Here is a 13608-nt window from a genome sequence, read left to right as displayed (position 1 = left end):
TTACAAATATCTTTCTTCAAAAACTTTCTGATGATGTTTCTGATGTCCAATCATGACAAAACCTAAAGCACGAACAGAAATCGGATTATTAGATGCTGTTCCAATTCTTTTTAGTTGTTCTTCAGATAAACTTTTGTAAAACAATAAAGTTGAATGTCTTACAGCTGAAAATTCAGTTAATAAATCTTGAATACTTCTGCTGTTTGAGTTTGTGTTATCTGCATAATCATTTTCTTCAAAACTTGGCAAAGGCGTTTTATCGTTTCTTGAAAAACGCAAAGCGCGATATGCAAAAATTCTTTCAGTATCGATAACATGCTGAATGATATCTTTGATCGTCCACTTCCCTTCCGCATAGCGATAATCAAATTTATCCATTGGAATATTTTGTACAAATCGGATAAACTCGTGAAGCGAAATTTCTAATTCTTCAATCAAAATTCCATCTCCAGCTGCTTGTACATAGGTTCCAAAATGACCTGAATATTCATTATCTAATAATTCTGCTGCTTTCATTTTTTATATTTTAAGCTGAATTTCTACTTGCGTTTGTATTTCCAAATAATGATCTTGTTACGATTTTTTCGTAAACTTTAACTAATTCTTCATTAGGAACTTCAGCTTTGTTTAATTCGTTAATTCTCAATAAAGCATATTGCTGAATAGTCAATAACGGTAAAACAATACGCTCCCTAATCTGAATCGATGCAATACCATCAGGATAATTTTCCATCAACGTTTTGTGCCCAGCAATTTTCAATAAAAGACGTTTTGTTTCTGAGAACTCATCATAGATAATCTGCCAGAATTCACCAAACTCAGGATCATTTTTCATATAAGCTGTCAATGGCAAGAAAGATTTTGCTAATGACATCATACTGTTTTCAAGCAATGTTTTGAAAAATAATGAATTATGATACAAATCACTTACTTTATCCCATTGTCCAGATTCCTCAAAATGTTTTAAAGCTGAACCAACTCCAAAGAATCCTGGTACATTTTGTTTCAACTGGCTCCATGAACCTACAAACGGAATTGCTCTTAAATCAGCAAAATCTAATGATTCAGATTTACTTCTTTTAGAAGGGCGGCTTCCAATGTTAGTTTTTGAATAATATTTCAGCGTACTCATTTTTTCTAAGTACGGAATAAATTTCGGGTGATTTTTGAAACTTAAATATTTATCATACCCCAAATTAGCTAAATCTGTCAAGATTTGAGTTTCATCTGCAGTCAGTTCATTTTTCTCTTTGCTAAAAACTTGATTGGTAACACCTGCACTTAATAAGTTCTCGATATTATAACGGCAAGAATCTAAAGTTCCAAAATTAGAACTGATTGTTTGTCCTTGCACTGTAATCTGAATTTCGTTGTTTTCAATTTTTGGTCCAAGAGACGCATAGAATTTATGTGTTTTTCCGCCACCACGAGCAGGAGGCCCACCACGTCCATCAAAGAAAATAGCTTTAATTCCGTATTCTCTAGAGATTTTTGTCAATGAAATTTTAGCTTGATAAATACTCCAGTTCGCCATTAAATAACCACCATCTTTAGTTCCATCAGAGAATCCAAGCATAATTGTTTGTTTGTTTCCTCTAGATTTCAAATGTTTAGCATATTCTGGATTGGTATACAACTGCTCCATTATAGAATGCGCATTTTGCAAATCATCTACAGATTCAAAAAGCGGAATAATATCTACAGTTGGTTTTTCCCAATTATTCAATCGAATCATAGCGAAAGTTTCCATTACATTCAAGGCACTTTCGTTATTACTAATGATATAACGATTTGCTCCTTCTTCGCCATTATTTTGCTGAATGGTTTTAATTGCTTGCACAGACTCTAAAGTGTATCTTGTAATTTCACTTTCAAAATCTGCAGGATTCAGATTGCCTTTAACTTTCGATAAAACATCAATTTTTTGATCTTCTGTCAATTCGAAATAATTTTTCGGAAAAACATCAGAACCAGAATTCAAATAATAGTTTACAACATCTTTGAAAACTGCATTATGGATTTTACTATTCTGACGAATATCTAAAGTTGCAAAATGGAATCCGAATAAATTAATTTTTACTAGAAGTGCGTCCAATTCATCCAAATATAAAGATTGATGTTTCTCAATAATTATACTTCGAATTTTGTTCAGTTGTGTTAATAATTCCTCTAATGTGATAAAAATATCTCCTTTAGAATAAAATACTGAACGATAAAGTTTATGTTCAAGTTCTGCAACCAAATCATCTACACCTGAGAAAGTTAGCTTACGTTTTAAATTTCTCATTTCTACATAATAGCATTTTAAAATTGAAGTACGCAAACGATCTGCAACTTTAAGTGTTATATCTGTAGTAACAAAAGGATTTCCATCACGATCACCTCCTGGCCAAAATCCTAGTTTGATTAATTGGTTCTCAATTGGATTTCCTTGTAAAATATTTTTCTGTAAATAATGAACAATTTCTCCAGCTGTAGCATAAAACACATTCTCTAGATACCAAATTAAACTTACAGCTTCGTCGTACGGATTTGGCTTTTCTTTCTGAATGAAAGGTGTTTTTCCTAACTGAGCAAGTAATTGTTTAATCACCAAGAGATCATTTTTACGAATTGCTTCTGTCAAGTCATTGATAATTCCTAAAACTGGTCCAGGATAAAATTGAGTTGGGTGTGCTGTTAAAACTGTACGAACATTAAAGCTTTCAAGAAATTCGATCAATTCATCATCTTTCTCTTTGGCGTCAGATTTTTCTTTAATGTCGCGAAGAGATCCGCGTCCTTCCATGTTGTTAACCTCTGGAAAAGCTGCATCTTCAATAGCGTCAAACAATACAATTTGGCGTTCTATATATTGAATAAATCGAAACATTAAATCGATTTTTTCATCTTCAGAAACGTTGTTTAAGAATTTATTTGAGAAGAAATCTACAATTTCTTTTGGTGTTTCCTGTTTTTTAAAGCCTGTTTCGCAAGTTTCTGTAAATAAAGGAAGTAAAACTCCCGTATTATCTATAGAATCAAAAGGTAATGTTATAAAAACACTATTGTAAATGTGGTATTTTGAGAGAACGTCTTGATTAAAACGCTCAATTTTCGGCAACGTATACATAATCGTGTTATAGTTGGTTGGTTAATTAGTCATAAAAAAACCCCAAGAATAAACTTGAGGTATATTTTAATATAGCATTCAAGAAAAGTTATTACATATTTTTGAAAATAGTATGCATCAAACGCTTCTTATCGTTTATACTTTCCTCTAATGAAATCATAGTTTCTGTTCTGTAAACACCATCAATATCGTCAATCATAAAGATAACTTCTTTCGCGTGTTTAGTGTCTTTTGCTCTAATTTTGCAAAAGATGTTGAATTTTCCTGTAGTTACAGAAGCTACAGTTACGAATGGAATTTGATTGATTCGCTCTAATACAAATTTAGTCTGAGATGTATTATTAAGGAAAACCCCAACATAAGCAATAAATGAATAACCTAATTTATCGTAATCTAAGGCTAATGAAGATCCCATGATGATACCGGCATCTTCCATCTTTTTAACTCTAACGTGTACTGTACCAGCAGATATCAATAATTTTTTTGCAATGTCAGTAAACGGAACTCTCGTATTGTCTATTAACATATCTAAAATCTGGTGATCTACTTCATCTAAACGAAATTTACTCATAATTGTTTAATTAATATTACTAATTGCTATTACAAAGTATAAAATTATATATAAAAAACAACAAATTCACATAAAAATTAACTTTTTATTAATCCGTTAACAAATTTAACATTTTTATTTAAATAAAAATTTGCTTTTTGACCCGTTTTAGGAAAGTTTTGGAAATCGTCCGAATATTCTGCACCTTTTGCGTCGTATTCATAGTGACCAAAATAATTTTCCAACTCGCCTACTTCAACAATGTAAGCGTTAAAATGAATCTTATTTTCGATTAATTCTTCTTTGTATTGTGCGACAAAATTCGTAATAATTTCGATACCATCATAATTTATTTTGACATTTTTATACATAAAATCATAAAAAACGACATTATTTTGTGAAATATTCAAATATTCACCAAATCTATTATCAACTAAATCGTTTTCGGATATCAGTTTGAAGCTCTGAATTAACGCGAAAAATATGAATTTTCTAGTAATTTCGCGCTCATAATCCCCAGGAAAGTGTCCTGCCTCAAATAGTATAGTTGGCACACCTAAAAATTGAAAAGTGTCTCCTATACAATTAATATTGAAGGAGTCATCAAAACGTCCAACTTGACCTGGAATATATTTTTGAAGTTCTTCATTGATTCCAGCAATTACATTTATAGCTTTTAATCTATTGTCATTTACTTCTCTTTCTTCATTATAAGAAGGAGCCAAAAAAGATACTGTTGCAGGTTTTCCAGTTGAGCCTGCTCCAAATATTGTACGCTGATCGTGTAGATTAAAACAGAAATCTGGTTTAAATTTTTCAAATACCTCACGTAACACTCTACTTTCTGGTTGTGTAAGATCTTGTGAATCACGATTTAGATCTATTTCATTAGCATTTGCTCTTGTATAAAGTCTTGCTCCATCTGGATTAAGCATTGGTATACAGTAAAACGTAAAAGTATCGAGCATTTGCTTTGCAAAATCGGTATTATCATTCAATAAGTTAATGAAATCAAATAGGGCTTTTGTCGTTGTGCTTTCGTTTCCATGCATTTGTGACCAAAGATAAGCACGAGTTTTTCCAGTTCCGACTTGATAACTACATATAGGTTCGCCGAGAACAGATGTGCCAATAATCTGCACTTGACCATTTGTATTTAGTTTATCTAAAAGCGGTTTAATATGGTCTAAAGTGAGATATCTGCCAGAGATAGATTGTTCCTTGTATTGAGTAAAAAGCTGTTCTAAATTCATTGTGTTTCGATTAGTTTACAAAAGTAAACATCTTTATTTTTACAATTGTAAACAGTATGAAAAATTAAAAATTTAGAATTGTAAACAGTTTTAAGGGAGATTTGATGTTACTATAGATAACTTGTTTTAATTGAGCTTTTTAAATTTTTATATTGCATCTAAATCCATTAATTTCAGTTAATTATAAATATTTATTTCAATTTTAAATTTAACATAAAAATGAACTCTATTTAAAATTGAAACAATAATATTCGAATACCGCTTCTTTTTGTTTACATTTGTAAATGATAAAATTTAAAGCAAGAATTTACAATGGTAAACATAGATGATTTTGTAAAAAGACTTGAATCTGTATTAGAATATTATGGTTTAAACGCATCTGCATTTGCTGATAAAATTGGTGTGCAACGTTCTAGTATGTCTCACCTTTTATCAGGAAGAAATAAGCCAAGCTTAGATTTTGTAATGAAAATTCTAGAAGTTTTTCCAGATGTAGATTTATATTGGATTCTGGTAGGAAAAGGAACTTTTCCTAAAAGCAATAACGAGGAAACGACAGAAATTGAAAAAACTTCCTCTCCTATCGTATCGAATCAGAATATGGGAAATGATTTATTTTCGGCTATAGAAATAAATCCGGAAGAAGAAAAAATAGAAACCAAAAAATCTCATGTTCTAAAAAATGAAAAATTTAGTTTGGAAGATAAAGAAATTGAAAAAATAGTCTTATTCTATAAAAATGGTACTTTTAAGGCCTATTCTCCATAATTCAAAAATTAGCGCGTATTTGACTCTTTGTCCAGAAAAATTTCAAATATGCGATTCTCACGCATTTGGAAAAATTCTCAGAAATTACAATTTAATTCCGTTTTCAGGGATTTTCCCTAAAACACCTTTATAATGTTCTTTCAAAATTTCGAAATCGGCTTCATAATTTCCGGTTGGCAAAAGTGGCTTACCAAGATTTACTTCTTTTTTCCCCCAATCAAAAGCAACAGGAACAATTGGCACTTTCGCTTTAAGCGCAATAAAATAAAATCCTGTTTTTAGCTCATTCACTTTTTTTCTAGTTCCTTCTGGAGCCACAGCCAAACGAAAGACTTCTTTTCGTTCAAAAATTGCGGCAATTGCATCAACTTTGTTCAATCCGCCTGATCGGTCTAGCGGTTCTCCCCCTACATTTCGAAAATAAAATCCAAAAGGAAATCTAAATAATTCCTTCTTTGCTACAAAATTCATCTGCAATCCAGATATACCGCGAGTAAAAAGACCAATGTAAAAGTCATGATTACTCGTATGAGGCATCACCACCAATACACATTTTTTTACTTCGGCATTTTCGATTCCTACTATTTTCCAGCCCATTAGCTTGAAAAATATGAATTTGTACAATAGTTTTTTCATTAAAGGTTTATTATTTGGTGCAAAATAAAAGATTTAATGGTAAATTTGAGTAAAAGCATAAGAAATGATTCGAAAATTTTTCAGTTATATAATTCCAATAAAAATATTTAAAAAAAAATCGGCCAGAAGTAAAATGATCGAAGTTACTTGGGCAAACGGGGAATTAGTACTGGACACTGAAAACACAAATTATTCATATGGAAGCTTACAGCGTATATTAAGGTATGGGCTTCGAAATATAGGTTACAATAAAATAGTAGAAATGGATCACATTCTATTATTAGGAGTTGCGGGCGGAAGTGTCGTTAAAACGTTAGTAGACGAAATAGCATACAAGGAAAAAATAACTGGAGTTGAAATTGATCCAGACATGATTCAAATAGCCAATCAGTATTTTAATCTTAATCAAATTAAACAATTAGAAGTTGTTATTGACGATGCTTTTGAATTTGTGCTGAAAACAAAAGACAAATATAACCTTATTATAATAGACATTTTTGAAGACACGCATATGCCAAACTTTTTGTTTGAAAAATTTTTCGTTGATAGAGTTTGCACACTTTTAAAAGACGAAGGTTTTGTTTTGTTCAATACCATGATTTTAGACGAAGCGCACAATGTTAGAAATAGAAAATATGTTGCCGAAGTAAATCCAAAAATGTTTAAAACAAAGATGCTGCCCCGCATTGAAGTTCATAACGAATTAATAATTATAAACAAAGTTGCTTAAATTTTATGAAACCCCTTTCCTCAATCTTAAACGCCCTGCCACCTACTAAAGTTATTGATGCCTCAATTAATCTTTCTGAATATGTACCACTAAATTTGTCCGTTTCAAATCAGGAGTTGGTCGATAAAAAACTGGACACTTCAAAGGATTTTGAAAAGTATATTTCAAATTATCTAAAAGAGAACAATGCCAAAGTTGCCTTTGGAGGTTATATAGAAGGTAGATTTTTATATCAAAGAAGTCCCATTTTTTTGGATGCTTCAAAACCAGAACGCAATATTCATATTGGATTAGATTTATGGGCAGAGGCCGGAACCGCAGTACTTGCAGCTTTAGATGGAAAAGTGCATAGTTTTAAAAATAACGTCGGTTTGGGCGATTATGGTCCTACTATTATATTAGAACACAAAGTTGAAAATGAAAAATTTTATACTTTATACGGACATTTATCGTTAGAAAGTATAGAGAATCTAAAGATCGGAGACTATTTTAAGAAAGGTGAAAAGATTGCCAGCTTAGGAAACGCCTCAGTAAATGGAGATTACGCCCCTCATGTCCATTTTCAAATTATTCACAATATTGGTGATTATCAAGGAGACTATCCTGGTGTCTGCAATACAGGCGACCTTAACTTTTATATCGAAAATTGTCCCGATCCTAACTTATTATTAAAAATTACTTAAATAGTTATGAAGAAAGCAGGATTGATTATATGTTTGTTGTTATTAATCGGATGTAAATCTAAAACCGTAAGCAGAGATACAGAAGATTTAAAAATAAAAAAAGTTTCTGGAGCAGATGTAAATGCAAATCAGCAGCGTAAAGCTTATGATTTAGGAAAAAGAGTTTTAGAAACTTGTAATACTTCAAAATTTAAACCTTTTAATGAAACTGAAGTTACTAAATCGGTTATGGAAAATACAACAGAAGAACGTTTAACCAAAACCTGCCAAAGATTTAGACAATACTACGGAAGTTTTATAGATTTAAAATTAGATGGAGTTTACAGAACCAAAAATGAAGTCATTTACCGTTATCATGCTTTGTATACAAAAAAAGTTGCCAATAAAGAATTACGCATTTTTGTAAATGAAGACAATCTTGTTTCTGCCATAAAATCTATGGATTGGGATGAGAAATTTGATGCCAAATTAGCCGATCAATAAATTAAGATACCTATGAATTTTAAACTGCCACTTTTTCTTTTATTATTTGTTTCAATACTTGCTTCAGCACAGCAAACTATAAGTGTAAAAGGATCTGCACCTTATCCTGCAACACAAGAATATACTTTCATCTGCGAAAAATATGCTTATTCTGGCGAAATAAATGTTCAAATAGCTAAAACAGAAAAAGGAGGTGTTTTAAAACTAACTGTTTCTACAGCAAATGACAAAGCAAAGATTGCTGGTGGTGTCTACGTCGATTTGACAAATGCCGATGTAATTGCATGTACAGACAAAAATGTAAAAGAATCTTCAGAGGGTAAAACAACTGCCTACTATTATTTTACGCCTGCAGAATGGTTGAAGCTTAAAAAGACTGATATTTATGCAATTAGATTTATAATTGCTGGTGGACCAGATATTTCAGGGAATCTAACTGGACATTTTACAGCATATAGTAAAGTAAAGTATTTCTCAACAGCATTTGATAAGTCAAAAAAAACATTTGATACAGCTAAAGAAATTAATGTTTTGTAATGATTTTTTAATATAATAAATCTTATATTTAACATAAATATTTTTTTTATGAATTTAAATGAAGCCTTGATTACAAAATTCTATACTGCTTTCGCGAATGCAGACGCCAAAACAATGAGCGAATGTTATCATCCAAAAGTTCATTTTATCGATCCAGCTTTTGGTTTGTTGAAAGAAGAACAGGTTTCTAAAATGTGGGAAATGTTGCTTTTAAAGAGTAAAGGGAATTTAAAAATTGAATTTTCAAATGTAAAAGCTGATGATTTCACAGGCTCTGCAAATTGGACAGCAACCTATAATTTCAGTAAAACCAATAGAAAAGTCATCAATAAAATTGCAGCTGAATTTGTTTTTCAAGACGGATTAATCATCAAACATACTGATAATTTTGATGTTTGGAAATGGTCAAAACAAGCCTTTGGCTTAACAGGTTATTTATTAGGCTGGACTGGTTTTTTCCAGAAAAAAGTACAGGCACAAGCTTTATCGTCATTACAACAATTTCAGAAAAATAAATAAAACTACATACCTTAAAAAGTTTATTAGATTTAAACCTGAGTATCTGCCTCACTCCGATTATAATTATTTTGTTGCTTATTATTTTACTAAAAGTATTAATTCTAAATGCTGATGAAAGAAATTGTACACAAAAAATTAAATCAACTGCAGGCAACTGCAATCTGCGGAAACGATATTAGTTCTTCCTGTCTTTATGTTTCGGCCTTAACCATTTTGTATGCAGGACAATATGCTTGGATTTCTCTTCTGATTGTTGCTGTAGTTTTATTTTTGTTTAGAAAAATTTATGCAGAAGTAGTTGGTGCGATTCCTTTAAATGGAGGTGCTTACAACGTTTTATTAAATACTTCAACAAAACGTTTGGCTTCTATTGCGGCAACTTTGACTGTTCTGTCTTATATGGCAACTGCCGTAATTTCAGCATCTGAAGGCATGCATTATCTACACGGAATTTTTGAAGGTCTTAATGTTACCATCGCCACAGTAGTGGTCTTAGTTTTATTTACAGGATTAGCCATTTTAGGAATCGGAGAATCTGCATTTGTGGCCGTTATCATTTTTATGACTCATATTGGTACTTTGACCTTGCTGGTTTTGGCATCTGTTTGGTTTGTTTTAATGCATGGCTTAGACATATTCCATATCAATTGGCAAACTCCAATTGCGTCAGGGAGTATAAAAACAGCTCTTTTTCTTGGGTTTTCTGCTGCAATGCTTGGTATATCAGGTTTTGAAAGTTCAGCTAATTTTGTCGAGGAACAAGAGCAAGGCGTTTTTCCTAAAACATTACGAAACATGTGGGGAATAGTAAGTTTTTTTAATCCTGTAATCGCAATATTATTAATAAGTGTGATTCCGCTTACAGAAGTTGGCGAAAACAAAGAATCGCTCCTCGCTCATTTGGGAGAAACAACAGGCGGATCTTGGCTTGCTTGGCTAATTTCTATAGATGCCGTTCTTGTTCTTTGTGGAGCTGTTCTGACTTCATTTGTTGGTGTTTCGGGACTTTTAAACCGAATGACATTAGATCGAATTTTACCTAACTACTTTCTAAAGCAAAACAAAAGAGGATCTCATTACCGAATCGTTTTAAGTTTTTTAATTCTTTGTTTGTCAGTTCTTTTTGCTACAAATGGACACTTAGAATCTTTGGCAGGAGTTTATACGTTTTCTTTTCTGGCAGTAATGGCGCTTTTCGGAATTGGGAATTTGCTTTTAAAGTATAAACGCAACAAACTCCCGAGACCAGAACGTGCGCGTGGCATTGCGGTTGTAACTGCTGTAGTTTTTGTGATTGCTGCTTTTTTTGGAAATATGCTTCTGAATATCAATTCGTTTTATACTTTCTTGCAGTATATGGTTCCAGCATTAATCTTTGTCTGGATTATGCTAAATCGTGTTATTTTAATACGTTTATTAATCGAAGCGTTAGAATATTTTTATCAGCCTCTTCGCAAAATGGTCGTATTGAGTAATCGTTATTTAGAGAAATTAAGCTCCAAGATTAATTCTCAAGAATTTGTGTTTTTTACAAAAGGTGACGACATTACCATTTTGAATAAAGTTTTGCAATATGTTGAAGACAACGAAACTACAAAGAAATTGAAAATTGTTCATGTCAAAAAAGACACTGTAGATAACGAAGCGCTTAAAAAAGATTTGGAAGTTTTAGATCGTGCTTACGACGGACTCGATATCGAATTTATAGAAATTGAAGGCGTATTTGGTCCAGAAATAATTGACGAACTTTCTCAAAAATGGAACATTCCAAAAAACTTTATGTTCATTGGTTCTCCTGGAAATAAATTTTCTTATCGAGTTGCAGACTTAGGAGGTGTTAGATTGATTATGTGATTTTTTTTAAGTTTTTCTCCTTTTCGACCTCAATAAACGCAAAAATTATCAAATAAAATTTATAAAAATCTTTACAATCTTTGCGTTAAAAGAAATAGCCACAGATTATAAAGATTAAAAGGATTTAAAAAAAATCTGCGTTAATCAGTATAATCTGTGGCTAAAAAATCTTTATTGTTTTTTTTAGTAAAATCTAAGATTTAAACCAGCTTTCCACTAATTCATCTTCAAACGAAGTTGCGTCTTTATGAATAAACTCATTTCGATTTTTATCGTAAGAATAATCTAAAGCCCAATTTTTATGGTTTGCTGCCAATTCTTTGATGCTATTACAAACAAAAGCAATTTCTTCATCAGTTGTCGTTGGGTGAATTGACATTCTAATCCATCCCGGTTTTTTGATTAAATCACCAATCGTAATTTCATTAACTAATTTATTAGAAGTTTCTTGATCAACATGCAATAAGTAATGACCATAAGTTCCTGCACAACTGCATCCTCCTCTAGTCTGGATTCCAAAACGATCATTTAAGATTTTAACTCCCAAATTAAAGTGAAGATCATCAATAAAAAACGAAATTACACCAAGACGTTCTTTGTGCTGTCCTGCTAAAATTTTAATATTCGAAATTGGTTCTAATTCAGAGAAAACATAATCAACGATCTCATGTTCACGCTCCATTATGTTTTCAATTCCCATTTCTTCTTTTAGCTCAATTGCCAAAGCAGTTTTGATAACTTGTAGAAATCCAGGAGTTCCACCATCTTCACGATCTTCAATGTTATCAATGTATTTATGTTCTCCCCACGGATTTGTCCAGCTTACAGTTCCTCCGCCAGGACAATCAGGAATCATATTTTTGTATAATTTTTTATTGAAAATTAAAACTCCAGAAGTTCCAGGACCACCTAAGAATTTGTGAGGTGACATAAAAACAGCATCCAAATAAGCTTCTGGATCTGATGGATGCATATCAATTTCTACATAAGGGCCTGAACAAGCAAAATCAACAAAACACACACCATTATATTGGTGCATTAATTTTGCTGCTTCGTGAAAAGGAGTTCTCAAGCCAGTAACATTCGAACAAGCTGTGATAGAAGCAATTTTTATGGTTCTATCTTTATATTTTTCCAATAAAGTCTCAAGGTTTTCTAAATTAAAAAGACCTTTTTCACAAGAAGGAATGATCTCCACATCGGCAATAGTTTCTAACCAAGAAGTTTGATTAGAATGATGCTCCATATGCGAAATAAAGACAATTGGTTTTTTCTCAGCAGGAACATTTGTAAAACCTTTTAAGTTTTCAGGAATTTTCAATCCTAAAATACGCTGAAACTTATTGATAACTCCAGTCATTCCAGTTCCATCTGTAATTAAAACATCATCATTGTTAGCATTGGCATGACGTTTAATAATATGCCTTGCATGATGGTATGCTTTTGTCATAGCAGTACCAGATACAGTAGTTTCAGTATGAGTATTGGCTACAAATGGTCCAAACTGATTTAATAGTTTTTCTTCAATCGGACGATATAATCTTCCGCTGGCAGTCCAATCTGTGTAAATTATTGATTTTCTGCCATAAGGAGAAGTAAATTCCTGATTTATACCGACAATATTCTTTCTAAATTCCTGAAAATAAGTTTCCAGTGTCATGGTACTATTTTTGCTATTCATTAGTTGTGCCTTGTGTTTGACTGCAAATATATATAGTTTTTTATAAAATTGCGAATTTATCAATAGTAAACTTCAAACACTATATTACCGTTTGGTATTTTTAGTTAAAACAACTTTTTTTTAATAAATTATCATAATATCCTATCGAATTAATAGGCATTAAATTTAAAGAAAGTAATATTTATGGGAAATTTATCAGTAGCTACGTTTGGTGGCGGATGTTTTTGGTGTATAGAAGCTGTAATTCAGCGTTTAAAAGGTGTAGAATCAATAAAATCAGGTTATTCAGACGGATTTATCAAAAATCCAGCTTATCGCGAAGTATGTACAGGAAGAACAGGACATGCCGAAGTAATACAAGTGACTTTTAATCCTGACATAATTTCATATCATGACTTAATTTTCATATTCATGACAAGTCATGATCCAACAACTTTAAATCGTCAAGGTGGCGATAGCGGAACACAATATCGTTCTATAATTTTATACCACGATGACACTCAAAAAGAGATTGCAGAAAAGGTTTTTGAAGAAGTGCAGCCGGCTTACGCAGATCCAATTGTAACGCAATTAAAACCTTTTGAAGTTTTTTACGAAGCCGAAGATTATCATCAGAATTATTATAACGAAAATCAAGAAGCGGGATATTGCCAAGTTGTAATTGATCCAAAAATTCAAAAACTAAAAAAATTATACGCAGATAGATTAGCAAACTAATTTTTGGTTTAGCCACAGATTAAACAGATTAAAAGGATTTTTTGTTTGCCACGAATTACACGAATTTCCACTAATTTTTTTTAGT

Annotated in this window: 14 protein-coding genes; 8 read left to right on the top strand and 6 right to left on the bottom strand. The window is 31.7% G+C overall.

The genetic code is table 11. The features are described from left to right. The 4 genes from AAYQ05_RS13865 to AAYQ05_RS13850 form a co-directional block, all read right to left on the bottom strand. Entirely contained in the window at positions 1–516 is a 516-nt protein-coding gene (locus AAYQ05_RS13865) for a DinB family protein (protein WP_343544072.1), read from the bottom strand. Between the two features lie 10 nt (positions 517–526). Then, positions 527–3112, bottom strand: coding sequence for a phosphoenolpyruvate carboxylase (locus tag AAYQ05_RS13860; protein ID WP_343544071.1), 2586 nt, complete (start codon positions 3110–3112; stop codon positions 527–529). A 91-nt stretch (positions 3113–3203) separates the two neighbouring features. Further along, positions 3204–3683, bottom strand: a complete 480-nt coding sequence (locus AAYQ05_RS13855; protein WP_008468989.1) for an Lrp/AsnC family transcriptional regulator — start codon at positions 3681–3683, stop codon at positions 3204–3206. Between the two features lie 77 nt (positions 3684–3760). Next, positions 3761–4915 carry a M14 family metallopeptidase gene (locus tag AAYQ05_RS13850; RefSeq protein ID WP_343544068.1) on the bottom strand — a complete coding sequence of 385 codons (1155 nt, stop codon included), beginning with the start codon at positions 4913–4915 and terminating at the stop codon, positions 3761–3763. A 312-nt stretch (positions 4916–5227) separates the two neighbouring features. On the opposite strand from AAYQ05_RS13850, the gene AAYQ05_RS13845 reads away from it, so the two are divergent. Next, positions 5228–5683: a helix-turn-helix domain-containing protein gene (locus AAYQ05_RS13845; RefSeq protein ID WP_343544067.1), complete on the top strand. Its 456-nt coding sequence runs from the start codon at positions 5228–5230 to the stop codon at positions 5681–5683. Positions 5684–5767: 84 nt separating this feature from the next. Here the strand turns inward: AAYQ05_RS13845 and AAYQ05_RS13840 are convergent, their stop codons facing one another. Next, positions 5768–6319 carry a 1-acyl-sn-glycerol-3-phosphate acyltransferase gene (locus AAYQ05_RS13840; RefSeq protein ID WP_343544066.1) on the bottom strand — a complete coding sequence of 184 codons (552 nt, stop codon included), beginning with the start codon at positions 6317–6319 and terminating at the stop codon, positions 5768–5770. A 64-nt stretch (positions 6320–6383) separates the two neighbouring features. Between AAYQ05_RS13840 and AAYQ05_RS13835 the strand changes: the two genes are divergently transcribed. The 6 genes from AAYQ05_RS13835 (at position 6384) to AAYQ05_RS13810 (ending at position 11125) form a co-directional block, all read left to right on the top strand. After that, positions 6384–7049 carry a spermidine synthase gene (locus AAYQ05_RS13835; RefSeq protein ID WP_343544065.1) on the top strand — a complete coding sequence of 222 codons (666 nt, stop codon included), beginning with the start codon at positions 6384–6386 and terminating at the stop codon, positions 7047–7049. Between the two features lie 5 nt (positions 7050–7054). After that, positions 7055–7732 (top strand): peptidoglycan DD-metalloendopeptidase family protein, encoded by a 678-nt coding sequence (locus AAYQ05_RS13830; protein WP_343544064.1) that lies wholly within the window; start codon positions 7055–7057, stop codon positions 7730–7732. 6 nt (positions 7733–7738) lie between these two features. Beyond that, entirely contained in the window at positions 7739–8215 is a 477-nt protein-coding gene (locus AAYQ05_RS13825; RefSeq protein WP_281632652.1) for a hypothetical protein, read from the top strand. 12 nt (positions 8216–8227) lie between these two features. Next, positions 8228–8752 carry a hypothetical protein gene (locus AAYQ05_RS13820; protein WP_343544063.1) on the top strand — a complete coding sequence of 175 codons (525 nt, stop codon included), beginning with the start codon at positions 8228–8230 and terminating at the stop codon, positions 8750–8752. Between the two features lie 48 nt (positions 8753–8800). Beyond that, complete coding sequence (locus AAYQ05_RS13815) at positions 8801–9271, top strand: nuclear transport factor 2 family protein (RefSeq protein ID WP_343544062.1); 471 nt, start codon at positions 8801–8803, stop codon at positions 9269–9271. 111 nt (positions 9272–9382) lie between these two features. Further along, positions 9383–11125, top strand: a complete 1743-nt coding sequence (locus AAYQ05_RS13810) for an APC family permease (RefSeq protein WP_343544061.1) — start codon at positions 9383–9385, stop codon at positions 11123–11125. A gap of 193 nt (positions 11126–11318) precedes the next feature. Here AAYQ05_RS13810 and AAYQ05_RS13805 read toward each other — a convergent pair whose 3' ends face one another. Continuing rightward, positions 11319–12806, bottom strand: a complete 1488-nt coding sequence (locus tag AAYQ05_RS13805; RefSeq protein WP_343544060.1) for an aminotransferase class V-fold PLP-dependent enzyme — start codon at positions 12804–12806, stop codon at positions 11319–11321. Positions 12807–12989: 183 nt separating this feature from the next. Between AAYQ05_RS13805 and msrA the strand changes: the two genes are divergently transcribed. Then, positions 12990–13523, top strand: a complete 534-nt coding sequence (msrA, locus tag AAYQ05_RS13800) for a peptide-methionine (S)-S-oxide reductase MsrA (RefSeq protein WP_343544059.1) — start codon at positions 12990–12992, stop codon at positions 13521–13523. Positions 13524–13608 lie beyond the last annotated feature (85 nt).

It is taken from the genome of Flavobacterium movens (genome assembly GCF_039581425.1).
Taxonomy (GTDB): domain Bacteria; phylum Bacteroidota; class Bacteroidia; order Flavobacteriales; family Flavobacteriaceae; genus Flavobacterium; species Flavobacterium luteolum.
Note: the sequence above shows the minus strand (reverse complement) of the source record. Positions and strands in the feature narration are given on the sequence as shown.